The organism is Kocuria salsicia, from assembly GCF_007681555.1.
GTDB classification, from domain to species: domain Bacteria; phylum Actinomycetota; class Actinomycetes; order Actinomycetales; family Micrococcaceae; genus Kocuria; species Kocuria salsicia.
Window position 1 is genome coordinate 1 of the sequence record NZ_VELE01000006.1, and the last position, 23962, is coordinate 23962.

At 70.1% G+C, this 23962-nt stretch carries 25 protein-coding genes; 5 read left to right on the forward strand and 20 right to left on the reverse strand.

The window, feature by feature from the left end:
* Positions 1 to 677: 677 nt before the first annotated feature.
* The 8 genes from FS770_RS09275 to FS770_RS09310 form a co-directional block, all read right to left on the reverse strand.
* Positions 678 to 1109 (reverse strand): cytidine deaminase, encoded by a 432-nt coding sequence (locus FS770_RS09275; RefSeq protein ID WP_145011305.1) that lies wholly within the window; start codon positions 1107 to 1109, stop codon positions 678 to 680.
* A gap of 270 nt (positions 1110 to 1379) precedes the next feature.
* On the reverse strand, positions 1380 to 1955 hold the full coding sequence (locus FS770_RS09280) for a dienelactone hydrolase family protein (RefSeq protein ID WP_145011307.1): 576 nt from the start codon (positions 1953 to 1955) through the stop codon (positions 1380 to 1382).
* A gap of 16 nt (positions 1956 to 1971) precedes the next feature.
* Positions 1972 to 2742 (reverse strand): HpcH/HpaI aldolase family protein, encoded by a 771-nt coding sequence (locus FS770_RS09285; RefSeq protein WP_145011492.1) that lies wholly within the window; start codon positions 2740 to 2742, stop codon positions 1972 to 1974.
* Between the two features lie 50 nt (positions 2743 to 2792).
* On the reverse strand, positions 2793 to 3578 hold the full coding sequence (hpaH, locus tag FS770_RS09290) for a 2-oxo-hept-4-ene-1,7-dioate hydratase (RefSeq protein ID WP_145011309.1): 786 nt from the start codon (positions 3576 to 3578) through the stop codon (positions 2793 to 2795).
* Between the two features lie 83 nt (positions 3579 to 3661).
* Positions 3662 to 4828, reverse strand: a complete 1167-nt coding sequence (gene hpaD, locus FS770_RS09295) for a 3,4-dihydroxyphenylacetate 2,3-dioxygenase (RefSeq protein ID WP_145011311.1) — start codon at positions 4826 to 4828, stop codon at positions 3662 to 3664.
* 143 nt (positions 4829 to 4971) lie between these two features.
* A complete protein-coding gene (gene hpaE, locus FS770_RS09300; protein ID WP_145011313.1) occupies positions 4972 to 6507 on the reverse strand; it encodes a 5-carboxymethyl-2-hydroxymuconate semialdehyde dehydrogenase in 1536 nt (511 codons plus the stop codon).
* A 50-nt stretch (positions 6508 to 6557) separates the two neighbouring features.
* A complete protein-coding gene (locus FS770_RS09305) occupies positions 6558 to 7247 on the reverse strand; it encodes a GntR family transcriptional regulator (RefSeq protein WP_145011315.1) in 690 nt (229 codons plus the stop codon).
* Positions 7248 to 7294: 47 nt separating this feature from the next.
* A complete protein-coding gene (locus FS770_RS09310; RefSeq protein WP_145011319.1) occupies positions 7295 to 8827 on the reverse strand; it encodes a fumarylacetoacetate hydrolase family protein in 1533 nt (510 codons plus the stop codon).
* 405 nt (positions 8828 to 9232) lie between these two features.
* Here FS770_RS09310 and FS770_RS09315 point away from each other — a divergent pair, with 405 nt between their 5' ends.
* Positions 9233 to 11119 carry an FAD-binding monooxygenase gene (locus FS770_RS09315; RefSeq protein ID WP_145011322.1) on the forward strand — a complete coding sequence of 629 codons (1887 nt, stop codon included), beginning with the start codon at positions 9233 to 9235 and terminating at the stop codon, positions 11117 to 11119.
* Positions 11120 to 11209: 90 nt separating this feature from the next.
* On the opposite strand, the gene FS770_RS09320 is transcribed toward FS770_RS09315, so the two are convergent.
* From FS770_RS09320 to FS770_RS09345, 6 genes are all read right to left on the reverse strand, one after another.
* The gene (locus FS770_RS09320; protein WP_102613629.1) at positions 11210 to 12010 is read right to left on the reverse strand and encodes a family 1 encapsulin nanocompartment shell protein; all 801 of its coding nucleotides are present in this window, start codon (positions 12008 to 12010) and stop codon (positions 11210 to 11212) included.
* Between the two features lie 46 nt (positions 12011 to 12056).
* Positions 12057 to 13097 carry a Dyp-type peroxidase gene (locus FS770_RS09325; RefSeq protein ID WP_145011325.1) on the reverse strand — a complete coding sequence of 347 codons (1041 nt, stop codon included), beginning with the start codon at positions 13095 to 13097 and terminating at the stop codon, positions 12057 to 12059.
* 105 nt (positions 13098 to 13202) lie between these two features.
* Positions 13203 to 13532, reverse strand: a complete 330-nt coding sequence (locus FS770_RS09330) for a DMT family transporter (protein ID WP_145011328.1) — start codon at positions 13530 to 13532, stop codon at positions 13203 to 13205.
* Positions 13529 to 13942, reverse strand: coding sequence for a DMT family transporter (locus FS770_RS09335; protein WP_145011331.1), 414 nt, complete (start codon positions 13940 to 13942; stop codon positions 13529 to 13531). Before FS770_RS09335 ends, FS770_RS09330 begins: the two co-directional genes overlap by 4 nt.
* Positions 13939 to 14478, reverse strand: a complete 540-nt coding sequence (locus FS770_RS09340) for a TetR/AcrR family transcriptional regulator (protein ID WP_145011334.1) — start codon at positions 14476 to 14478, stop codon at positions 13939 to 13941. The genes FS770_RS09335 and FS770_RS09340 overlap by 4 nt, the downstream gene beginning before the upstream one ends.
* Before the next feature lie 184 nt (positions 14479 to 14662).
* Positions 14663 to 15676 carry an NAD(P)H-dependent flavin oxidoreductase gene (locus FS770_RS09345; RefSeq protein ID WP_145011337.1) on the reverse strand — a complete coding sequence of 338 codons (1014 nt, stop codon included), beginning with the start codon at positions 15674 to 15676 and terminating at the stop codon, positions 14663 to 14665.
* 23 nt (positions 15677 to 15699) lie between these two features.
* Here FS770_RS09345 and FS770_RS09350 point away from each other — a divergent pair, with 23 nt between their 5' ends.
* Complete coding sequence (locus FS770_RS09350) at positions 15700 to 16221, forward strand: NUDIX hydrolase (RefSeq protein ID WP_144942987.1); 522 nt, start codon at positions 15700 to 15702, stop codon at positions 16219 to 16221.
* 27 nt (positions 16222 to 16248) lie between these two features.
* Here FS770_RS09350 and FS770_RS14120 read toward each other — a convergent pair whose 3' ends face one another.
* The 3 genes from FS770_RS14120 to FS770_RS09370 form a co-directional block, all read right to left on the reverse strand.
* Entirely contained in the window at positions 16249 to 16992 is a 744-nt protein-coding gene (locus FS770_RS14120) for an MFS transporter (protein WP_244944856.1), read from the reverse strand.
* A 455-nt stretch (positions 16993 to 17447) separates the two neighbouring features.
* Positions 17448 to 18332 (reverse strand): 5'/3'-nucleotidase SurE, encoded by an 885-nt coding sequence (gene surE / locus FS770_RS09365; RefSeq protein WP_145011340.1) that lies wholly within the window; start codon positions 18330 to 18332, stop codon positions 17448 to 17450.
* Positions 18333 to 18438: 106 nt separating this feature from the next.
* The gene (locus FS770_RS09370; protein ID WP_145011343.1) at positions 18439 to 19401 is read right to left on the reverse strand and encodes a 1-phosphofructokinase family hexose kinase; all 963 of its coding nucleotides are present in this window, start codon (positions 19399 to 19401) and stop codon (positions 18439 to 18441) included.
* Between the two features lie 61 nt (positions 19402 to 19462).
* On the opposite strand from FS770_RS09370, the gene FS770_RS09375 reads away from it, so the two are divergent.
* Complete coding sequence (locus FS770_RS09375) at positions 19463 to 19942, forward strand: GNAT family N-acetyltransferase (protein ID WP_145011346.1); 480 nt, start codon at positions 19463 to 19465, stop codon at positions 19940 to 19942.
* 152 nt (positions 19943 to 20094) lie between these two features.
* On the opposite strand, the gene FS770_RS09380 is transcribed toward FS770_RS09375, so the two are convergent.
* Positions 20095 to 20514 (reverse strand): ChaB family protein, encoded by a 420-nt coding sequence (locus FS770_RS09380; protein WP_144943059.1) that lies wholly within the window; start codon positions 20512 to 20514, stop codon positions 20095 to 20097.
* Between the two features lie 292 nt (positions 20515 to 20806).
* Here FS770_RS09380 and FS770_RS09385 point away from each other — a divergent pair, with 292 nt between their 5' ends.
* Positions 20807 to 21280, forward strand: coding sequence for an Hsp20/alpha crystallin family protein (locus tag FS770_RS09385; RefSeq protein WP_144942991.1), 474 nt, complete (start codon positions 20807 to 20809; stop codon positions 21278 to 21280).
* Between the two features lie 246 nt (positions 21281 to 21526).
* On the opposite strand, the gene FS770_RS09390 is transcribed toward FS770_RS09385, so the two are convergent.
* Both FS770_RS09390 and FS770_RS09395 read right to left on the reverse strand, forming a co-directional pair.
* Entirely contained in the window at positions 21527 to 22525 is a 999-nt protein-coding gene (locus FS770_RS09390) for a phosphatidate cytidylyltransferase (protein ID WP_244944857.1), read from the reverse strand.
* Between the two features lie 3 nt (positions 22526 to 22528).
* Positions 22529 to 23191, reverse strand: coding sequence for a CDP-alcohol phosphatidyltransferase family protein (locus FS770_RS09395; protein ID WP_144942992.1), 663 nt, complete (start codon positions 23189 to 23191; stop codon positions 22529 to 22531).
* 140 nt (positions 23192 to 23331) lie between these two features.
* Here FS770_RS09395 and FS770_RS09400 point away from each other — a divergent pair, with 140 nt between their 5' ends.
* Positions 23332 to 23907 (forward strand): hypothetical protein, encoded by a 576-nt coding sequence (locus FS770_RS09400; protein ID WP_145011349.1) that lies wholly within the window; start codon positions 23332 to 23334, stop codon positions 23905 to 23907.
* Positions 23908 to 23962 lie beyond the last annotated feature (55 nt).

Consider the following 23962-nt stretch of genomic DNA (forward strand, 5'->3'; position numbering starts at 1 on the left):
GCTAGGGGTTCGAGCACGCTCGAAGACAAGCCGCAACGTCGATCAACGTCCGCGGTCAGTACAGCTAGTAGAGGAATCCTCCCCGGCCGCGTCTTCGTGCTTTGGCGCGGAGTTCATCCAGTCGTACCAGCACCTCAATCTGAAGTAGGCACGGCCACCCGTGGACCACCAGCCCCAAACCCAAGCAACCCATGGCCCACCAGGGATGGGCGGAGACCGTGAGAGCAGCTGCGGCCAGCAGATGGATCGCAAGCGACACAGCGTGACTGACCAGTGACCCGGCGGCATCAGACCTGAACGGATTAAGGTCGGCGAAGGACCTGATGGGGCGACGTACCTGCCGGTTCCACCGCGCCCGGTCCAGCACTCGGGCCAGCGAACGTGGCCTGGTCCAGCGAATCATCGAGGACCCCAGAGCTGTTCGTCGCCACTGGTGGGCGAGCAGCCGCTGGGTGGGACGCCCGTAGAACACGCCCGCCCCGAAGGTCCCGGCGGTCACCAGCCCCACGTACCCGCCCGGGGATCGCGGCACGACGACAACGAAGCCACACGCCAGGACAAGTACGGTCACCAACGCGGCAAAAACACTGGAAATCGTCATCCCCGGCAATCCATTTGGCAATCTACGGTCTTCTCAGCGCAGGTCTCGATGCCTGCGCCCCATGGACACTGCTCCATCACCAGCCGCCGGTAGCCTCACCCGGGAACACCGTCATCCAGTAGTCCGGCAGCACCTCGCGCAACGACTTCCACACAAGCTGCGTGGGATCGTCCGGCGCCGCGACACCCACCAGCACGTCGGGTCCGTGAACGGCCAGCCTCTCCCGGCACACGCCGCACGGGCTGAGGACCAGGAACCTTCCCGCTTCATCCCGGTGCAAGCACACAGAGGCCACGATCTCCTGGTCGAGCCGGAACGCCGCCGCGTAGGGCTCGATCTCGTGGCACACCTCCACCGCCGGGTTCACCGCATCCGGAGCGGTGCCGGTGAGAACGGCCCCATCCGCGAGTAGCATCGCAGCAGCCCCGCGCTGGTCGCCCTGAGGAAAGCGAACTTCAATCAGATTCAGACAGGCGTTGACGGTTTCATCCAGTTGCTCTCGCTTCATACTGGAACTCTAGGCTGGCGCCAGGACACCTTTGCGGTACCCGCGTGAGCGCGTTCCTGGACACCCGGAATCCCCGCCAATATCGTGCTCATCACGACGAACCGGTCACCGGGGCGTTGTCTGCCGGAGGCCCTACTGGGGCCTCCGCGCTTAGGTGAGGCACCCACTTGCGTGCGGTCTGGTCCGTCCGCTTCCGGTTCCACGTGCATACACCCATGCGCGACGACGCACTGCACGCCGCGCCCTCTGCCCGGTCATGTCGTCAGACACCTACGCAGAAGCACCCAGGTGCGCCGCGAAGTAGTCCTCGATCCTCCGCCACGCGTGCTCGCGGTCCTCTCGGGTGCCCCCGAAACCCGCCACGTGCCACAGCGAAGCCAGGGCGGCAGGTCCCGGCATCGAGTCGTTGAGAAAGGCGTGCCCCGCGCTCGGGTACTCCTGGATGTCGTACCCCACCGAGGCGGCGTCGAGCTTTGCCTCCAGCTTCTGCGCCGCACCCCGGTTCTGCAGGTCCCGCGCACCGTAGGAACCCACCGCCGGGCAGGCGTGGCCCATGTCCTCGGGGACGGTTCCATAGTTCACGCTCGCCACGGCGTAGCGGTCCCGGTCGCAGGTCAGCAGCGCGAAGCCCCCGCCCATGCAGAAGCCGATGATGCCCACGGCCTCGGTGGTCTCCGGCTGGGCGAGCAGCCACTGCCGGCTGGTCTCGATGTCCACCAGCGCCTTGCCCGTGCCCGTCATCAGGGAACGCATCGTGGCAACCAGGCACCGCCGCGCCCCGCCGTCCGCGTACAGGTCCGGGACGACGACCTCGTAGCCCCACCCGGCAATGCGGCCGGGGTTCATTCATGCCCCGGAGGGCTCAGCCCCGGAACGCCCCCGCCAGGTTCCGTGCCCCGGAAGCCAGCAGGGCGACGTCGGCGCCCACGTTCACGAAGTCCGCGCCCGCGGCGAGGTAGTCCCGCGCCTGGTCCTGCGCGAACGCGTTGACGCCCACGAACTTGCCCGCCGCCTGCACCGCGGTGATCACGTGCTTCACGGCGGCGACGACGTCCGGGTGGGTCTGCTGCCCGATCAGCCCCATGGAGGCGGCGAGGTCCGAGGGGCCCACGAACACGCCGTCCACCCCGTCCACCGCGGCGATCTCCTCGATGCCCGCCACGGCCGCCGCGGACTCCGCCTGCACCACAAGGGTGATGGTCTCCCGGGCACGCGGCAGGTAGCCGGGGATCCCACCCCAGCGCCCGGAACGCGCCAGTGCCGCACCCACGCCGCGCACGCCCGCGGACGGGTACGCCACGGACCGGGCTGCGGCCTCCGCCTCGGCCACGGAGTCCACCATGGGCACGATCAGCGACTGCACCCCGAGGTCCAGGTACTGCTTGATGGTGACCTCGTCGTTGTCCGGCACCCGCACCACGGAGAGCGTGGGGTAGCCGGCGATCGCGCGCAGCTGCGCCTGGATGGACTCCAGGGACAGGGGCGAGTGCTCGCCGTCCACCAGGAGGTAGTCGAAGCCCGCACTCGCGCAGATCTCCGCCGCGGTGGGATCCCCCGAGGACAGGAAGATGCCCGTGACCGGGTCCTCCGGTGTGCGCGGCAGCGCGAAGAGGTCCTTGAGGCTCGGCAGCACGCCGGGCAGGTTGGCGGCGCCTTCAGCGCGGAAAGTGTGGATCAGCTCGTTCACTCGAAGCGACACGTGATGGCTCCCAACTGTCCGTAGTCCGCGTGGACGGTGTCCCCGGGGTGCACCCACATGGGCTTGGTGAAGGACCCGGCAAGCACGATGCTCCCGGCCTCCAGCGCGTCCCCGTGCGCGGCCAGCTTGTTGGCGAGCCACGCCACGCCGTTCGCGGGGTGGTTGAGCACGGCCGCGGCCACGCCCGTGTCCTCCAGGGTCTCGTTGCGGTACAGCAGCGCGGAGACCCACCGCAGGTCCACGGCGTCCGGAGCCACGGGGTTGCCGCCGTAGACCATCCCGCCGAGGGCGGCATTGTCCGAGATGGTGTCCACGATCGTGCGGCCCTCCATCTGGATCCGCGAGCTGAGGATCTCCAGCGCCGGCACCACGTACTCGGTGGCCCGCAGCACGTCGAAGATGCTCGTGTGCGGCCCGCGCAGCTCGTCCTTGAGCACGAACGCGAGCTCCACCTCGATCCGCACGTTCGAGTACTGCCCGTGCTCGATCACCGAGCCGTTCTCGTGCACCTGGTCCGCGAAGATCGCCCCGTAGTCCGGTTCCGTGATCCCCGTGGCCTCCTGCATCACCTTGGAGGTCAGCCCGATCTTCCGGCCCACCAGCCGCCGCCCGGACTCCTGCGCGCGCCGGCGCCACTCGTTCTGCACCGCGTAGGAGTCCTCCACGGTCATCTCCGGGTAGCGCAGCGTGAGCCGCTCGATCATCGTGCGGTTCGCCTCCGCGGCGGCCAGTTCGTCCGCGATGGCCACCACGCGTTCCTGGTCAAGCATGTCCTTGCCTTTCGGTTGGTCCGTGCGCCGTGGGCCGCGCCCGCCAGGGTGAACGGGCACGGCTCACGCGTAGGAGGCGGGCCTCAGAGCTGGTGGCCCATCTTGTACTCGCCCTGCTTCCACTCGGGCATGGACTCCTCGCCCTCCTCGGGGCGCGTGTAGGAGAAGCCGTCCGCGCCGATGGTCACCGCGAGCTCGGAGTCGTCCGTGCGGGAGACGACCTCCTGCGGGTTGCCGTCCAGGTCCAGCACCAGGGACGCCTCCGTGTACCAGGAGGGGACCACGGGGGTGCCCCACCAGTCGCGGCGCTGGTTGTCGTGGACGTCCCACGTGACCACGGGGTTGTCCGGGTCACCGGTGTAGTAGTCCTGCGTGTAGATCTCCACGCGGTGCCCGTCCGGGTCCCGCAGGTACAGGTAGAACGCGTTGGACACGCCGTGGCGGCCGGGGCCGCGCTCGATCCGGTCCGACTGGCGCAGCGCACCGAGCTTGTCGCAGATGGCCAGGATGTTGTGCTTCTCGTGGGTCGCGAAGGCCACGTGGTGCATGCGGGGGCCGTCCCCGCCGGTCATGGCGGTGTCGTGCACGGTGGGCTTGCGGCGCATCCACGCGGCGTACACGGTGCCCTGCTCGTCCTGGATGTCCTCGGTCACGCGGAAGCCCAGGTCCTGCATGAACTTGGTGGCGCGGGGCACGTCCGGGGTGACCTGGTTGAAGTGGTCCAGGCGCACCAGTGCGCCCGGGGTGTAGAGGTCGTAGCGCCACGCGAGGCGCTCCACGTGCTCCACGTCGTAGAAGAACTCGTAGGGGAAGCCCAGCGGGTCCTCCACGCGCACGGACTCGCCGATGCCCTTGGTGAACCCCTCGGGGCGGCGCTCCACGCGGCAACCGAGCTCCTCGTAGAAGGCCACGGCCCTGTCCAGGTCCTCCGGGGTGCGCACGCGGTAGGAGAACGCCGCCACGGCGGCCACGGGGCCCTGGCGCAGCACCAGGTTGTGGTGGATGAACTCCTCGATCGAACGCAGGTAGACGGTGTTCGCATCCTCCTCCGTGACCGTGAGCCCCAGCACATCCACGTAGAACTCGCGGGACGTCACGAGGTCCGTGACCACGAGCTCCATGTACGCGCAGCGCAGGATGTCCGGCGCGGGCACGGAGGGGGTCGTGATGGGGTTGTCGGTGGTGATCGGGGCTTCCTGCGAAACATAGAAGCCCGAGGACGTCATTGTCCGATCAGCGGGATTCGTCATGGTGTGTCCTTCGTGGTGAGAGTGCCTCGTGATGACAGTGAAAGGGTCGTGGGGGGTCTGGCGCCTCCCGCAGCCGCGGGCCGGGCGGCCCGCGGCGGCGGGAGCGGCGTGGGACCGGCGTGGGAGTGCTGCGTGGGCGGGGCTCAGCCGTCCGTCTTGGCGGCGGCGTCCTCCTGCTTGCCGAACACCGGGTTGTGCACCTCGCCCAGGTTGATGTGCACGGCCTGCTGGTCCGTGTAGAAGTCGATCGAGCGGTAGCCGCCCTCGTGGCCCAGCCCGGAGGCCTTCACACCGCCGAACGGGGTGCGCAGGTCGCGCACGTTGTTGGAGTTCAGCCACACCATGCCCGCCTCCACGTTCTGCGCGAAGTTGTGGGCGCGCTTGAGGTCGCTGGTCCAGATGTAGGCGGCCAGGCCGTACTTGGTGTTGTTGGCGAGCTCCAGCGCCTCCTCCTCCGTGTCGAACGGGGTGATGGCCACCACCGGACCGAAGATCTCCTCCTGGAAGATCCGGGCGTCCGGCTTGACGTCCACGAACACCGTGGGCGCCACGTAGTTGCCGGTCTCGAAGCCCTCGGGGCGGCCGCCACCGGCCACCAGGCGGGCCTCCTGCTTGCCGATCTCCACGTAGGACATGACCTTCTCGTAGTGCTCCGGGTGCACCAGGGCGCCCACCTCGGTGGACGGGTCCGAGGGCAGACCCACCTTCACCCGCTTGGCCTGCGCGGCGTAGCGCGCCACGAACTCGTCGTAGATCCCGCGCTGCACCAGGATGCGCGAGCCCGCGGTGCAGCGTTCGCCGTTGAGGGAGAACACCCCGAATACCGTGGCGTTGATCGCGGCCTCGAGGTCCGCGTCCTCGAAGACCACGGCCGGGGACTTGCCGCCCAGCTCCATGGACAGGCCCTTGAGGTACGGGGCGGCGTTGCCGAAGATGATCTGGCCCGTGCGGGACTCGCCCGTGAAGGAGATCAGGGGCACGTCCGGGTGCTTGACCAGGGAGTCACCGGCGTAGCCCTCCTCGCCGAAGCCGTTGACCAGGTTGAACACACCGGCGGGCACGCCGGCCTCCTCGAAGATCCCCGGCCACAGTGACGCGGACAGCGGGGTGAACTCTGCGGGCTTGAGCACCACGCAGTTGCCGGTGGCCAGGGCGGGCCCCAGCTTCCAGGACTCGAGCATGAACGGGGTGTTCCACGGGGTGATCAGACCGGCCACGCCGATGGGCTTGCGGTTCACGTAGTTCACCTGGCGCCCGGGGACCTTGTAGGCGTCGTCGATCTGGGCGACGACCAGGTCCGCGAAGAAGCGGAAGTTCTCCGCCGCGCGGCGCGCCTGGCCCAGGGCCTGGGTGATGGGCAGCCCGGAGTCATAGGACTCCATGGCGGCCAGCTGGTCACCGCGGGACTCCACGATGTCCGCGATCTTGTGCAGGATCCGGGAGCGCTCGCGCGGGAGCATCTTGGGCCAGGGGCCCTCCTCGAACGCCTTCTTGGCGGCGGCCACGGCGGCCTCGATGTCCGCCTTCTTGCCGGAAGCGGCCGTGATGTAGGGCTCGTTGGTCACGGGGTTGAGCACGTCGAACGTGTCGCCGTCGATCGAGTCCACCCACTCGCCGCCGATGTAGTGGCGGATGGAATCGGGAAGGTTCTCGGGCTTGGTGTCCTGCAGAGCGGCCATGTGATGGCTCCTCGAATCTGTGGCTGCGTCAGTGATTGCTTGTCTGTGGGTCACGCGGTGTGCCGTTGCGCCTCGTCCGGCTCCTCGCGGCTGCTGAGATAGCTGCGCAGGGTGGCCGCACGGTGCTGGCGCACGGCACGCTCCACGGCGTCCGCCGGGGCGTGGGTCTCGATGAGGTGGAGGATCTGGTGGTGCTCGTTGACCGAGGCGCGGGCGCGCTCCGGGACGAACGAGAACGTGGAGGTCCTCAGGTGGTTGAGGCGTTCCCACTCCACCGTGACCAGGTCGTTGAGACGTTCGTTGGGGCACCGGCACGCGAGCACGCGGTGGAACTCGTGGTTGGTCTCCGTGAACGTCTGCGGGTCGAAGTTCTTCAGGGAGGCTTCCATGGAGGCGTTGAGCTCGCGCGCGTGGGCGAGGTCCTCGGCGGTGATGTGCGCGGCGGACAGCGCGGTGGCCGCGCCCTCCAGGACCGCCAGGACTTCCATGCTGTAGCTGTACTGCTCGCCGTCCACCATGGACACCCGTGCGCCCACGTTGCGCTCGAACGTCACCAGCCCCTCGGCTTCGAGCCGTCGGATGGCCTCGCGCACCGGCACCACGGACATGCCCAGGGTCTCGGCAATGCTCGCGAGCACCAGGCGGTAGCCCGGGGAGAAGGCCTGGGACATGATCTGGGCCTTGATCCAGTCGTACGCGCGCTGCGCCTTGGAGGGTGCGGCATTCGCGGTCAGGGGCATGTGGTCCTCGGTTCGGTTCGGTGGGTTCGGGGGGGGTCAGGCGCGGGTCACTCGGAGGGCGGCGGGTTCTCGGCCAGCCACTGCTGGAACTTCTGCTTCCACTCCCCCGTGGGCGGGAACAGCCCGTCCACCGGGTGGCCCTCGGCCACGCGCTCGGCCACCCAGGCGTCCTCGTGCTCCTTGGCCAGGGCATCCTGGGCCACCTCCTCGGCGAGCTCTCGCGGGATCACGACGACGCCGTCGTCGTCCCCCACGACCACGTCACCCGGGAGCACCGTGACGTTGCCACAGGCCACGGCCACGTCCGACTCCCACGGCACGTGCCGCCGGCCGAGCACGGCAGGGTTGGGGCCCTTGCAGAACACGGGCAGCCCGATCTCCTGCACCGCCGCATAGTCACGCACGCCGCCGTCCGTGACCACACCGGCCGCGCCGTTGTGGCGGGCCCGCAGCGCGAGGACGTCACCGAGGGTCGCGGACCCGGTCTCCCCGCGCGCCTCGATCACGATCACCTCGCCCTCGCCCACGGCGTCGAACGCTCGTTTCTGGGCGTTGTAGCCACCGCCGTGGGCCTTGAAGAGGTCCTCGCGGTTGGGCACGAAGCGCAGGGTCTTGGCGGTGCCCACCAGCTTGGTCCCGGGGGTCTGCGGGAAGACGTCCGCGACCACCACGTTGTTCAGCCCGCGCTTGCGCAGCTGGGCGGAGAGGCCCGCGGTGGGGGCCTTGTCGAGCTTCGCCCGTAGCGCCGGGCTGAGCGCGTGCTCCCCGCCCTGCTCGGGCAGGCCCGCGGACTCGCGCGAGCCCCACGCCTCCTCGCGCTGGGTGTCGTTCACGGCGGGCATCGCACCCAGGCCCTCGTCGAAGCGCTCGTGGCCTTCGGTCACGCGGCTGAGCAGGCGGCCGGACGACGGCGCTCCGGCCGCGGTCGGCGCGTCCACCTCCACCTCCACGACGTCCCCGGGCTGCGCGACGGAAGAACCGGCGGGGGTGCCCGTGAGGATCACGTCCCCCTCCTCCAGGGTCACGTGCTGGGAGAGGTCCGCCACGAACTGGGCCAGCGGGAAGATCATGTTCTCGGGGGCCGTGGTGTCCTCCTGGACCACCTGGCCGTTGAGCCACGTGCGCACGCGCAGCTGCTCCGGCGAGACCTCGCGGGCGTCGATGAGGGAGGGGCCCAGGGAGGTGTAGCCGTCCCGGCCCTTGTTGCGCAGGTTGGAGCCCTTGTCCGCGGCGCGCAGGTCGTAGAGGCCCCAGTCGTTCGAGGCTGTGACTGCCGCCACATGGCTCCAGGCGTCCTCGAGGGACACGTTGCGGGCGGGCGAGCCGATCACCAGGGCAATCTCCCCCTCGAAGGCCAGCAGCTCGGTGCCCGCGGGGCGCTCCACGGCGGCACCGGACCCGGCCAGGGAGCTGGCGGGCTTGAGGAAGTAGGACGGCACGGCGGGCTTGCGACCGCGCTGGGCCGCGCGGGACTCATAGGCCACGTGCACGGCGACGATCTTGCCGGGCCGCACCGGGACGGGCTGCACCTCACCGGCTCCGACGGACGGGTTCTGAGCGTTCTGCGGGTTCTCGGTCACGGCGAGGGCCTCCTCGGATCATCAGAATGTTATTCGAAATCGTATATTATCCCGAGGGGGTGGGCAAGTGGTCCCGCTCACACCATTGTGCGCGGGGAAGCCAGGAAAGTCTCGCAGGCAAACCCTCGTGGACCCCGAGCGCTGAGACATGCATCCACCGTTCTCCCCGGTGGGGCCCGCGAGACAAGGGTCGACGCGCCGCGGAACCCGGCCGAGAGCAGAGCCTCCGAGAGCGACGGCCGGAGCGGCGTCGTGCCGGGCACCGTGACCCCTGTTACCCCGGCCACACATCGTATATGATCTGGATTACACCCTGAACTCCACCGACTCCCCGCGGAGCGAGCAACGTGGCTCCTCCCGGGCAGGGCCTGCCGGCCCACCCCATCGCAGAACGCAGGAGAAGGCATGCTCTTTCACCAGAACGGATACGTCTCCGAGGATCCCCGGATCGAGGAGGCGCGCGGTCACGGGATCGACCGCCCGGAGGACCTCCCGGACACCATGGACGTGCTCATCGTGGGCTCCGGCCCGGCCGGTGTGATCGCCGCGGCCCAGCTGTCCCAGTACCCGGAGGTGAGCACCCGGCTGATCGAGCGCCGCCCGGGCCGCCTGGAGATCGGCCAGGCGGACGGCATCCAGGCCCGCAGCGTGGAGACCTTCCAGTCTTTCGGCTTCGCCCAGGAGATCATCCAGGAGGCGTTCATGCTCCGCGAGATGTGCTTCTGGAACCCGGACCCCACCAACCCGCAGAACATCGTGCGCACGGGCCGCCCCGCGGACGACCCCCACGGCGTCTCCGAGTTCCCGCACATGATCGTGAACCAGGCGCGCGTGATGGACTACTTCCTGCGCTCCGCCAAGCGCGGCCCCGGGAAGATCGAGCCGGACTACGGCATCGAGTTCGTGGGCCTGGAGATCAACCAGGACCACGAGCATCCCGTAGCCGTGACCGTGCGCTACGCCGCCGGACCCCGCGAGGGCGAAGAGCGCACCGTGCGCGCCCAGTACGTGTTCGGCTGCGACGGCGCGGCCTCACGGGTGCGCAAGTCCATCGGCCGCAAGCTCGAGGGCCAGGGCGCCAACCACGCGTGGGGCGTCATGGACGTGCTGGCCAACACTGACTTCCCGGACATCCGCACCAAGTGCGCGATCAACTCCGTGAACGGCTCCATCCTGCTGATCCCCCGCGAGGGCGGCCTGCTGTTCCGCATGTACGTGGACCTGAGCGAGGTGCCCGAGGACGACAACCACGAGATCCGCAAGACCCCCGTGGAAGAGGTCATCCGCCGGGCCAACCAGATCATCCACCCCTACAGCGTGGACGTGAAGTCCGTGGCGTGGTCCTCCGTGTACGAGGTGGGCCACCGCCTCACGGACCACTTCGACGACGTCGACACCGAGGACCGCGGCACCCGCTGCCCCCGCGTGTTCATTGCCGGGGACGCCTGCCACACCCACTCCGCGAAGGCCGGCCAGGGCATGAACGTGTCCATGCAGGACGGCTGGAACCTGGGCTGGAAGCTTGGCGCGGTGCTCTCGGGCCGCGCGGACGAGTCCCTGCTGGACACCTACTCCGAGGAGCGGCAGGTGATCGCCAAGAACCTCATCGACTTCGACCGCGAGTGGTCCACGCTCATGGCCACCCCGCAGGACAAGCTCCCGGACCCCAAGTACCTGGAGGAGTTCTACGTGAAGACGGCCGAGTTCCCGGCCGGTTTCATGACCGAGTACCAGCCCTCGCTGATCGTGGCGGGCACCGAGCACCAGGACCTCGCCAAGGGCTTCCCGGTGGGCAAGCGTTTCAAGTCCGCCGAGGTCCAGCGCGTGTGCGACGCCATGGTGGTGCACCAGGGCCACGAGGCCACCGCGGACGGGCGCTGGCGCATCCACGTGTACGCCGACGCCGCCGTGGCCGGGGCGGACTCCCCCACCACCGCGTTCGCGCAGTGGCTGCACAACGACCCCACCTCCCCGCTCGTGGCGTTCCGCCGCGAGGGCGACGGCGAGGCCACCCTGTTCGACGTGGACGTCACCTACCAGCAGCCCTACGACCAGGTGGACATCAACGCCGTCCCGCGCGCCTTCAAGCCGCAGGTGGGCCCGTTCGAGCTGAACTACTGGGAGCGCGTGTACGCCGCGATCCCCGGCAACGACATCTTCGAGCAGCGCACCATCAGCCGTGACGGCGCCGTGGTGGTGGTCCGCCCGGACCACTACGTGGCCGCAGTCCTGCCGCTGGACGCCACCGCTGAGCTGGGCGAGTTCTTCGCCGGGTTCCTGCGCAGGGGGTGACCCGCAGGGCCCCTGCTACCCCCGGGGATGAAACGACCCGCCGCGCACTCCTTGGGGGAGTGCGCGGCGGGTTGTTCGTGCAGACCGGGGTCAGTGGGAAATGACCACGCTCGCCTCGGAGGTGTTGACCCGGAACGTGAGGGTCTCACGAAGGTACAGGTCCACGGTCTCAGCCGTGTGAGAGGAGTAGCCGATCGCGGTGTCCAGACCCAGGTGCAGCTCGTAGTCGCCACCGCGCGCGGAGAGCAGCAGGGCGTCGTCGAGCGCGGGGGCCCAGATGATGCTGCCGTCGCCCAGGATGCGGGAGATGTGGTCGTAGATCGGGTAGCCGTGGTCGGTGGTCTCCGTGACCTCCGTGTAGAGGTCCGCGGGCAGCAGCAGGTTGTACGGCCCGGCCACACCGGCCAGCCGCAGCTCCGTCTTGGCCTTCGCCACCGCGTTGGGAAACTCGCGGACGTCCTGCGGCATGGTGACGCGGCCGTTGTCGCTCGCGGGCGCGATGCCCTGGATCCCCGCGGCGTCCGAACCGTAGAACACCGTGCGGTCCTCGGCGGAGGCCAGGGCCACGGCGGCGTCCTTGACGGGCTGCCAGTCCGGGTCCGTGGCGCCGCGCTCGACGTCGTCCACGTCCGAGCGCTTCACGGTGAACGGCGCGCGCAGCTCCACCACGCGCACCACGTGGCGCTGCAGCGCCTGCACGCCGCTGGTGTCCGCCTCGATGCGACTCACGTGGCCGGTGCCCAGCGCGGAGAACTCCGCTCCGGCGGGCTCCGGCATGTCGACGACGCGGCGCGCGGCCACGCGGGCCCGGAAGGTCCTGCGGGCCTCGTCCTCCATGTCGGACCAGGCTGCGGAAGATATGGGGGCGAGATCGCGGTACAGGTTGTTCATCGTCAGCTCCTTGGATCAGGTTGTCGTGTGGTGGGTCCGGCTCGTGTCAGGGTCGCTTCAGGCTGCCGATGCCCAGGGAGCCGTCCGCTGAGGCGGCGGGCACAGGGGAGGCGGGCACAGCGTCGTCGTCCGGGGCGTCGGCACCGGAGGAGGTGTCCTGGGCGGGAACCGTGGTGGGGTCGTCCAGGAAGGACCTGGGCGGGGCGAAGAACAGGCCGCCCGTGACCGCCGTGGAGAAGTCGAGGATACGGTCGTACGTGCCCGGCGGGTTGCCGATGAACATGTTCTCCAGCATGGTCTCGGTGACCGCGGGGTCCGCGGCGTAGCCGATGAAGTAGGTGCCGAACTCGGCCGAGCCCACCTCGCCGAACGGCATGTTGTCCCGCATGATCTCGCGGGCGTGGCCGTCCACGTCGTCGAGGTCGTTCAGTGCCACGTGGGAGTTCGCCGGCTTCTGCTCGTCCGACATCTCAATGTCCTCGAGCTTCGAGCGCCCGATCACCCGCTCCTGCTCACCCGTGGACAGGGCCTCCCACTCGTCCATCTGGTGCAGGTACTTCTGGACGAGCACGTAGCTCCCCCCACGGTAGGAGGGGTCCTGGTCCCCCACCACGGCGGCCGACTGGGCGTCCTCGTCCTCCGGGTTGGCGGTGCCGTCCACGAAGCCCAGCAGGTCCCGCTCCTCGAAGAACTTGAAGCCGTGGACCTCGTCCTGCACCCGCGTGTACGGGCGCAGCCTGCTCATCAGCTGCTTGGCGAGCTCGAAGCACACGTCCTGTGTGCCGGCGCGCAGGTGGATGAGGATGTCCCCCGGGGTGGCCGGTGCGGAGTGCACCTCCCCGTGGAACTCCCGGAACGGGTGCAGGTCCCTGGGCAGCGGAGCGTCGAAGAGCCGACCCCAGGCGTCGTGCCCGATGCCCACCACGCACAGCAGGTTGCTCGTGGGCACACGGAACGAGACCGCCTTGGTGAGGTCCGAAACGCCGGTCAGGACATCCGCCACCTGGGCCTCCGCGCCCTCGTTGACGGTGAGGACCAGGAACATGGCGGCTTTGGCCGGTGGGGCCACGATCTTCTGAGTGGGCATGGTGCCTCCATGGGGTGAGCGGGCTACCGTTGCGGGCCGATGACTGATCCCACAGTAGCGCCCGAGCCCACCTCCTTCAGTGGGCCGCGCCCGAGCCCACCTCCTTCAGTGGGCCGCGCCCGTCTCGATGAGCAGCACGCCGCCCACGATCAGCACCAGCCCCAGGCTCATGACCCACGTGAGGGGTTCCTTGAAGACGAGACGGCTGATCACCGCCGTCAGCGCCACCCCGGCGGCGGCCCAGATGCCGTACGCCACCCCGAGCGCCATGCCCTGGGCGAGCACCGCCGCCAGCAGGGTGAAGGCGGTGAGGTAGCCCGCCACCACACCGATCCACCACCTCCCACCGCCCGCGCTCGCCATGCGCAGGCAGACCGTGGCGGTGACCTCCGAGAGGATGGCCAGCGCGAGGAGCAGAAGCGGGAACGCGGTCATCGGGTGGCCTCCGTTGCGGTGGGGGTCGAGCGGATGCTCCCGGGCGTCCGGCCGTCGTCCGCCCCGCTCTGGTCCGCCCCGCCCCGCCTGTCCAGCTGTGAGCCGACCTCCACGAGCAGCACGCCCAGCATGACGGCCACGAGACCCACGCCCATGAGCAGGGTGATGGGCTCGCCGAAGATCAGCATGGACATCACGGCGGTGGCGGCCACCCCGGCGGCGCCCCAGATGCCGTAGCCCACGCCCAGACTCATGCCGCTGCGCAGCGAGACGAACAGGCAGACGAACGCGCCCACGTAGCCGAGCGTGGCCAGGGCGTAGAAGCCGGGCGACTCCACGGCGGCCTTCATGGACAGCGAGCCGGTCACCTCGCAGCCGATCGCGAGGACCAGGAAGAGCCACTTCTTCACGAGTCCGCCCCCTCTGCCCCGAGGCCTTCCGCCGTGGGGCCGTCCCCTACCAGGCCCAGGGTCACGTCCACGACGGCGCGCCGATGGTCCTCGTCCAGGTCCAGCATCCCGAGGCAGCGGTCGATCCACGCACCGTCCGCCACCAGGCGGGCTGCCACGATGTTCGGGCGGTCGGAGTCCCCGAACCACTCGCTCATGCGCTCGCTCCACCGGGCGGCAAGCTCGGGACGCAGCCGTGAGTCTGCGAGGACGGCGAGGTCCGCCGGGTCCAGCTCGTTCAGCAGCGCGAACTCCACGTAGGCGCGCAGGCGTGTGACGGCGTCCGGGTCTGGTCCCGCGCGATGCATCAACTCCGTCTCCCAGTGGTCGAGCAGGTGGTCCACCACGGCCACGGAGAGCCTGTCCTTGGTGGGAAAGTGGTGCACCACCCCGGGCTTGGTGATGCCGACGGCGCGCGCCACGGCGTCCAGCGTCAGGGCATCCCCCGCGCGCAGCACGTCCAGCGCGCGGTCGAGGATCTCGGGTTTGGTCGTCATGCGGTGCAACCTACCATACGTATGGTAAGCATCGCCGAGCTGGCACGTGCCGCGAAACGCCGTGCGGCTCGGCCGGAGCACGTGCCCGAGAGCGTCCCAGTGACCGCGGCAGATCTCCTCGGTGCGTGCTCGGCTCGGCAACCGGCGGCCGGCCGCGGGTGCGATGACCTCCTCCGAACGGCGGTCACAACCCCCTGAACTGCTCCACCACGTCCGTCGCGGTGGTCTCCCGGCACGCCGCGAAGCCCGTTCCGGCCCACAGGTTCAACCCCGCGGGGTCCTGCGCGGAGGCCGCCCGCAGCGGGGCCGTCATGTGGTGGACCTGCGGGTAGCCGCTGATCTGCTCGACCTCCAGCCGGTCGGTGAACGCGTTGCGCAGCGCCCGAGCCGCCCGCCCGGAGAACACCCGGGTCACCACCGTCTCCCCAAACCTCCCGCTCAGCAGTGCCTCGCGGTGCGCCGGTTTGGTGCCCGCCTCCTCGGTGGTCAGGAACAGCGTGCCCACCTGCACGGCGTCCGCGCCGCGCTCCATCAGGTCCTCCGCGGTCTCCCGGTCGGCCACACCGCCCGCGGCGATCAGCGGCAGCGCCGTCGTCTCCCGCACCGCACTCACGAGGTCCGCGGTGGAGATCTCCAGGGGGGTTTTCGCCTGGCCGTGGGTGGCCCGGTGGCCCCCGGCCTCGGTCCCCTGCACCACGATCGCGTCCGGGTCCAGGACCAGCGCCGCGCGGACCTCGGCCTCGTCGGTCGCGTTGAGCACCACGACCGTGCCCGCGGACCGCAACCGGGCGACGTCGTCCGGGGACGGCAGCCCGAACGTGAAGGAGACGAGCGGTACGGAGTGGGTGGCGAGGTGGTCGAGCTTGGCGGCGTAGTGGTCGTCGGAGAACTCGCCGGGCTGCGGCGCGGCCACGCCAAGCTCAGCAGCCACCGGGGCCAGTGCGCGGGCGTAGGCCTCGAGCTCCCCAGGGTCGGACGGGTCCTGCTCAGGGACGAAGAGGTTCACGCCGAAGCGGTCCGTCTTCACGGCGACCTCCCGGATCTCCTGCGCCATGGCCTCCACGGTCTTGTACCCGGCGGCGAGCATCCCCAGCCCGCCGGCCCGGGCCACGGCAACCGCGAGCGCCGCGGTGGACGGCCCGCCCGCCATGGGCGCCTGGAGCAAGGGCACGGGCAGTTCGCTGAGGGGGTTGGTCACGGCGTCTCCTTAGACTGGCGGGCATGTCCGCTTCCCATGATGCTCGCCCGGGTGCCCTCGCGTCCTCTTCGAGTCCCCCGGCTGCTCCGGTTGTTCCAACCGCCTCGGCTTCCCCCGCCGACGACGACGCCCGCCCCGTCATCAAGGTCACCGGCGTGGTGCTGCGCCGGGCCCGAGACGGCCACGTGCTCACGGTGCGCAAGCGCGGGACGTCCATGTTCATGTTCCCCGGGGGCAAGCCCGAGGCCGGGGAGTCACCCGTGGAGGCGGGCGTCCGCGAGGTGCGCGAAGAGCTGGGGTTGGACCTGTCCCCCGCGGACCTGATGACGGTGGGCGAGTGGCACACGGACGCCGCGAACGAGCCGGGCCACGCCCTGCACAGTCACGTCTTCCTCAGCACCGTCCCGCTGGAGGGCACGCCGACGCCCGCAGCCGAGATCGAGGAGCTGCGCTGGCAGCCGCTCGACGGCGTGGAGGACGTCGAGGACCTCGCGCCCCTCTCCCGGTGGCATGCGATTCCGGCAGTGCGGGGGATGGGAATCTAACCCCGGGAGTCGTCGACCGCGGTCTTCTCAGCAGGCGGTATCTGCCCCGTGTTCTCCAGCATTCGTGAGCGAGCCCTGCGGCTCAAGAACTGGATGATCACGCTGAACGTGGCGAACGCGGCGGTGTAGGTCACGTAGTACCACCCGAACTCGTGGTCCGGAACCATGAGAATGATGAACGCGGTAAGCCCCAAGAAGAAAAAGAAGTACGCCAGCCATGCCACGGCCGCCCGCCACCCCGTGTGCGGGTAGTAAGGATCTGCTCTCAGAATCTCCTGCCGCCGGGGCCTCCGGCGAGTCCCGGCGGGCCGCCCTGCGGACCTGGAGGGCCCCGTGGAAGCCCAGCAGGATGAACCCGGTGGCTATCACGAGGGCCCACTGGGTGGCGTGGGTGGATCCTGTGGCGGTCAGTGCGGAGGGCAGCGTCAGGCCCATCGACACGGACAGCGCCGCGCCCGCGAAGGCGGTGCCAAGCGCCGAGCCGATCTGGCGCACGGTGCTCTGCGTTGCGGATGCCTGGCCCGACGACGCCACGGTCACGTCCCGCAGCACGGTTCCGGTCGGCTGGGCGGAGGCCAGGCAGAGGCCCACGCCGTAGCCGACGAGCGGCAGCGCGACGAGCCACGCGGAGGTGCTCGGCCCCATGAGCAGGGCCAGCACCACCACGCCAACCACCTCGAGACCGAGCCCGATCAGGACCGTCCCCGGCGCGGCGAACCGGGCGGCCAGGTGACGGGCGGAGGCACCGGAGATGAACGCGCCGACCGCCATGGCGGCGGCCAGGTGGCCCCACGAGAACGTGCGCAGCTGGAAGAGGTCCAGGTCCAGCAGGGCGGACCGGCGGACACGAACCCACGGGACGTCCCACGGAACAGGGCGTTCACCGTGGACAGGGTGGACGGCATGATGAACGCCGCACCCAGCGCCTGGACGGCACGAGCTGCGATCAGTGTCCCCGCCGTGCCGGACAGTGCCGCAAGCAGGCTGCCCCGGCGAAGACCACAAGCCCCGCGGCGAGCGCAATCAAGTCCCTGCGGATCGGGGCGGGGTCGTTCTCGACGTCACCCGGTTGCGGTTGCGCCGCAGGTGTCCGCGCCGTGGTCAGGCCTTCAAAGATGGTTCGTGCCGGTGCGCCCTCCCGTGGGCTCCTGCCCGGCGGCACCTGTGCTGGCGCGAGCTCTATCCGCCCGGTCCATGCGGGTGCATCTTCCCGTGGCGGCGTGAGCTCAGGTGCGGCGCATGACGGTGGCCGCGTCCACGGGGACGTCCCCTGCGCCCGGGACCGCGGCGTCGTCGTCCGTGAGACCCGCAAGGGTGACGTCCCAGAAGGGCGTGGGGGCCGTGGTCCCCAGGTCCTCGCGGGGGACGGCGTGGGTGTCCTGGGAGCGGTCGTCCACCGGGGCGCGCAGCAGCGTGGCCGTGGCCCAGCCGTGGGTGAGGAGGTAGTGGTCGCTGTCTGGCTCCTCCGGGCCGGTCTCCGCGCTGTAGGTGACCGCGATGTGCTTCTCGTCCCCGCGGCCGATCTGCGCCTGCACCGCCCCGAAGCTCGCCAGGTGGGCGGGCTTGAGACCGCGCAATCGCCCGGGGGCCACGTCGGGGACGTTGAGGTTGAGGATCCACTCGTCGAAAGGCCGGTCCTCCCAGTGCTCCAGCGCGAAGCGGGTGACCAGCAGGGCCGTGTCCCAGTGCTGCGGGGCGCCCGAGGTGATGGAGACGGCGATCCCGGGGATGCCGTGGGACGCGGCCGTCAGCACCGCACCCACCGTCCCCGAGTGCAACGTGGCCTTGCCCGTGTTGGCCCCCAGGTTCACCCCGGAGAGCACCATGTCCGGGCGCTTGCCGAACGCGCCGTAGGAGGCCAGGAAGGCAATCAGAGCGGGGGCGGCCTTCACACCCACGCACTCCACACCGTGGGGCATGTTCGGCGGCGCGGCCTCCACCAGGGCGATGCGGCCATCGACCTCCTCACCGGACAGCGAGGCGCTGGCACCCGAGTACTCCTCGGCCGGGGCGGCCACCGTGACGCTGTGCCCGCGGTCCAGGGCTGCCTGCGCGAGAACCGCAAGTCCCGCGGAGGAGATGCCGTCGTCATTGGTGACCAGGATGTGCATGGGCACCATGGTGGCACGCGGCGTGCGAGCGGGCCAGGGTGGATCCGGACGGGAGCACGCGGTACCGGACGGAACGGGGCAGTGCGGGCAGGTCCGGCGCGACGCCTCAGGAGACGGTGCGCACGGTGATCTGCCGGGCGAACTTCTCGATGGTCGTGCGGTTGCCCGTTCCCAGACCCCGGCGGGCCACGTTCAGTGCCCCGGCGGAGGCCCCGAGCGCGACGGCGTCCACCAGGTCCAGGCCCCGGGCGAGCCCCACCGAGATCCCCGCGGTCATGGAGTCCCCGGCGCCGCGGTGGTCGAGTGGGGTGATCGACGGCGCGGAGACCTCCCGCACCCGGTTCTTCTCCACGAGCAGGGCAGGGTCCTTCGCGCGGGAGACGACCACGGCACCCGCGCCACGCTCCAAGAGCATCCGGCCCGCCTCGACCAGCGACTCCGGGGTGTCATCCGAGCCCAGGTCCAGGTCCCGGACCTCCTCGTGGCTGATCTTGAGCACGTCCACCTTCGCGTCCACGGCCCCGAGCGCCGGGGCACCGCTGACGTCGGCGACCACCGTGGTTCCGGCATCCCGGGTGTCCCGGATGAGGCGGCCGAAGAAGGACGCGGGCACCACGTCCCCGGGCTCCGCTCCCGTGACGGTGAGGACGTCCGAGGCCAGCGCATCCACGAACGCCGTGCCGTAGAGGTCGTCCAGCTCGTGGCGGGAGAGCTCGGGCGGCGGCATGTGGGCCACGGTCTCCCGGTCCTCGCCGCGCAGGTCGTAGACGTAGCCGCCGTTGCCGTAGCCGTAGCGCACCGCGTTGACCTGCATGCCGAGCCCGTCCAGCATCGAGCGGATCAGGGCGCCCAGCTCACCGCCGAACGGGCCGCTCACGGACACGTCCGCCCCGAGCGAGCCGGCCATGCGCGCCACCCACAGGCCCTGCCCACCGGGGTGCATGTGCACGTCCGACTCGTGCGGGCTGCGGTTGCGGTACGCCGCCGGCTCCGTGATCTCCGTGATCAGCAGGGGCGTGGGCACCAGCACGGACAGGCGCGGTTTCTGGGGGCTGCGGGTCTCGGTCACGAACGAAAGCTACAGGAGCGGGCCGCTGGTGAACAGCACACCGAGGTGCCACCATGGTGGGATGAATGCCACCGCACCGATTCGCATCGTGGAGGGTCAGGCCGCCAGCGAGCACACGCTCCAGGCCCTGAGTTCCTACTTCAGCGAGCTGGACAACAGGATCGACGGCGGCTTCGACCCGGAGCTCACCGAGGTCACCCGCCCCGAGGACGTCACCCCGCCGCACGGCGACTTCTTCCTCATGACGGACCTGGTCACCGGCTCCGTGATCGCGTGCGGGGCCGTCCGCAGGATCGACGACGAGCGCGTGGAGCTGCGTCGGATCTGGGTCACCCCCGAGCACCGCGGGCAGGGCCACGCCCGCACCCTGGTGCGCGCCCTGGAGAACAAGGCGCGCTCCTTCGGTGCCACCACCGCCGTGGTCTCTCTCAACCCGGAGATGACCGAGGGCGTCGCGATGTTCCGCAACCGCGGCTACGAGTCGGTGGAGTCCTTCCACGACGCCACCACGGCCTCGGTGTTCCTGGCGCGGCAGCTCTAGCGCCGCGGCCGGTCCCCCGGTGCGGCCGGTCTGACATCTGAGGTGTAGAAGTACCCGGATTCTGTGCCGCTGGGCCGTCATCTCTACACCTCAGATTCGCGGGGTCCCGCGCCGGTGACGACGACGCCGCTCGCCCCCCGAGCGCGCGAGGCTCAGGACCGCGCGTCCCGCGTCTTCTTCTCGTTCGCCCTCTCGATGGCCGCCACCAGCTCGTCCTTGCTCATCTCCGAGCGCCCCTGGACGTCCAGCTCCTGAGCGATCCCGTAGAGGTGCTCCTTCGTGGCGTTCGCATCCACTCCCCCGGCGGTGTCCTCGGAGTTCAGCCCACCCTTCTCCGCGCTCGCGTCCGAGGGGCCGTTCTCCTCCTTGGGCTCCCAGCGGTCCCCGACCTTCTCGTGGGTGTGCTTCACGGCGGCCCACGCGGTGCGGGCGGCCCGGGCGTCGTCGTCGTACTCGTCCTGCGCGGCGTCGTAGGTCTGCGCGAACGTGTCCTGCGCCTTCTCGTCCGAGCGCCGCAGCGTGGACGGGATCTCGTCCTGGATCGCGTGGCCGTTCTTCTTCGCCTTGGGCACCGCTGCCTCCTGGGTCCGTGCCGGAATGGTGGGCACCTCCGATCCTAGGGACGACGACGCCGCCCGCCCCACCCTTTCGGGTCCCCCTGCGGAGTTCTCTGGGCACTTGTGCGCCTTGAGCTGAATCCGCTCAACTTTGCTGCGCAGGGTCTTGGCACTCACTTGGGGTGAGTGCTATCTTTTCAGTAGTTGAGTCACAGGGACTCAAGAAACGTGAAGGCTCCACTTCCAGGGGATGAACAGGACGGCGGGGCACCTCACGGTGGCGCCACGCATGCAAGGAGCAGACATCATGGCTACTTTCGATCCGTTCTCCGAGGTCCAGAACTTCGCCAACCAGGTCCTCTCCAGCCGCAACGGGCTGGAGCAGATGCCCATGGACCTCTACCGCCAGGGTTCCGACTACTTCCTCGCGGCTGACCTTCCGGGCATCGACCCGTCCAGCGTGGACGTGGACGTGGACGGCCAGCTGCTGACCATCCGCGCTCAGCGCCGCCTGCCCTCCGCAGAGAAGGACACCAAGTGGATCGTGCGGGAGCGCCGCAACCACTCCTTCGTGCGCCAGCTGAACCTGGGTCAGGGCATCGACACCGAGAACATCACCGCCGCCTACGACAACGGCGTGCTCACGGTGCGCATCCCCGTCTCCCCCAAGTCCCAGCCGCGCAAGATCCAGGTGGCCACCGGCCAGAACCAGGACAACGTGGTGCTGGAGCACGGCGGGAAGTCCGAGAAGTCCGACGAGAAGAAGGACTCCGAGAACTGACGGCACCACGGTTCGACATCATGACGGTCTGACGGCGTCCCGTCATGACGGTCATGCGACCACGGCGAACGGGCCCGCGGGAGAGATCCTGCGGGCCCGTCGTCGTACCCGGGGGGCCGCGAGTGGACGGTGCCGGTAGCAGCGCGGAAGGTGCGGCCGCGGCAGGGACGGACGGAGCGGCGTCGTCGTGCCCCGCACGCAGGACCCCCGCGACGACGCAGCCCGGGACCCGGCCCGCGCCCCACCTCACCCGGCGAAGAAGAACCTCGTGAGGTGGAAGAACACCGGGGCGGCGAAGATCAGGGAGTCCATGCGGTCCAGGATGCCGCCGTGGCCGGGGATGAGCGTGCCGAAGTCCTTGATCTCGCGGTCCCGCTTGAGGCTGCTCATCACCAGGCCGCCCGCGAATCCGAGGAGGCACGAGAGCAGAGCCAGCACGGCGGCTTGCCACGGCGTGAACGGGGTGAGCCACCACAGGGCGGCACCGAGCGCCGTCGCCGAGAGGATCCCTCCGACGAACCCCTCCCACGTCTTGTTGGGACTCACGGTGGGTGCGATCCTGTGCCGCCCCACAGTCTTGCCCCAGAGGTACTGGAGCACGTCCGAGCCCTGCACCACGACCACCAGGAACAGCAGCAGCGCCCCGGCCTCCGGCCCGCCGGATCCCACCGGGGAGCCGTCCGCCGCAGCCTTGCCGTCCCGGAACACCACGGGCAGCTGGAGCACCGCGGGCAGGTAGCTCAGCGCGTAGACGCACACCATGAGCCCCCACTGGCTCAGCGCGGCCCTGTGGAGGAAGGACTCCGTGCGCCCGGACAGGGCCAGCAGCACGGGCAGGAACAGGAACACGTAGACGGGGATGAAGATGGCGTACATCCCGTACCAGTGCTGCCACAGGAACCAGAAGTGCAGGGGGCTGAGCACGGCCATGATCCACACCATGACCCGCTGGTCCCGTTCCCCTCGCGGCATCAGGTCCGCGAACTCGTGCATGGCCACCAGCGAGAGCGCCAGGAACAGCAGCACCACCGCGGTCTCGCCGAGCGCCAGGGCGCCCACGAGCACACCCACCATGAGCCACCACGCGACGATCCGCTGCCGCACGTTCACGAGCGTGGTCCGCAGCCCGTCCGAGCGGGTGCGGCGGTACATCGCCTCGGCCGCGAGCGTGGCCAGCACCAGGACCACGAGCAGTCCGAGCACCAGGCGCCAGCTCTGCGGGCCGAGCAGGCCGATGGTCGTCACGGCCTAGCCCCGGGCCCGCAGCTCGCGGGAGATCGCGCCCAGCCGGGAGGCCACGGTGAGCGCACTGCCCAGCGCCACCACCAGGAGCGTGAGCCACAGGACGATCCCGGGCTGCCACCCCAGCAGGGGCTCGACCAGACTCAGGAGGATGCCTCCCATGAGCACCCACATGCGGCGCTGCTTGGGCAGCACTCCTCCGAACTGCTGCGCGCACCCCACGCTCACGCCGAGCGTGCGCACGTAGGCGGTCAGCACGGCGAGGCTGCCGGCGAGCCACCCGAGGGCAACACCGCCCGTCACGGACGACGCCGCCCAGCCCGCTCCCGCGAGAAGCGCGAGGTCCGAGACACGGTCCGGCACCTCGTTGTACAGCTCCCCGGTACGGGTCCGCAGACCGCCCTCGACGGCGAGCATCCCGTCCAGCATGTTGCACAGCAGCCGCAGCGGGATGCAGAGAGCGGCGAGCAGCAGCGCGACCGCGCGCAGTGCGCCGTCTGCGTGGCCCGCCACGACCAGGAAGCCGCAGCCCACGAGTGCTGTGACCACCGACGCCACGGACACGTGGTTGGGGCGGATGCCGGCGCGCTGCAGGGTCGAGGCGGCAGCGGTCGCCCACCCGGCGGTGCGCTGGGGAATGGGGCGGCGCAGGGGGCCGGTGGGGGACATGTCGCTCCTCGTCTCATGGGTTCCTCATGCATTTTCACAGAATTTGCGCCCTGAGGACACGAGGCAACAGTGGCAGGGGGGACGGTCCTGTGGGGTTGGATGTCCACAGGGCAGCAATCAAGACCGCTGAGGAGAGTGCCGTGGACAGGACGTCTGGTCGTCGCAGGGACCACGTGGTCGCCGGGCTCTGGGGTTTCGCGGAGGCCACGGGGTTCTTCGTGGTGCCGGACATGTGGCTCTCCGCGCTGGCCGTGAAGAACCTCCGGCGGGGACTGGCGAGCACCGTCTCCGCGACGGCCGGGGCCGTGGTGGGCGGGGCGCTCATGCACCGCTGGGGCGGGCGAGTTCCGGCGGGGCGCTCGGCCGGGCTGCTGACCCGGCTGCCCGCCGTCTCCCCCGCCATGGTGGAACGGGTGGAGCGGGACATGGCCTCGCGCGGGTTCGTCGCCGTGCTCCTGGGGCCGCTGCGGGGCACCCCGTACAAGCTCTACGCGCGCACCGCCGGGCTGCGCGGGGACCCGCTGCTGCCGTTCCTGGCATGGTCCGTTCCCGCCCGGGCGCCGCGGTTCGTGGTGGTCACGACGGCGGTCGGCGCGATCTCCGCCCTGCTCCGGTCCCTCCGCCCCCACACCCCGGAAGGGGTGCGCTGGACGATCTTCGCCGCCGGGTGGACCGCGTTCTACGCGTGGTACTTCCGCACGGTGGGCAGGGACTGAGTGGGTCTACGCGCGGGAGGGGCGCGGCTGACTGCGGCTCACCGCGGCTGACCGC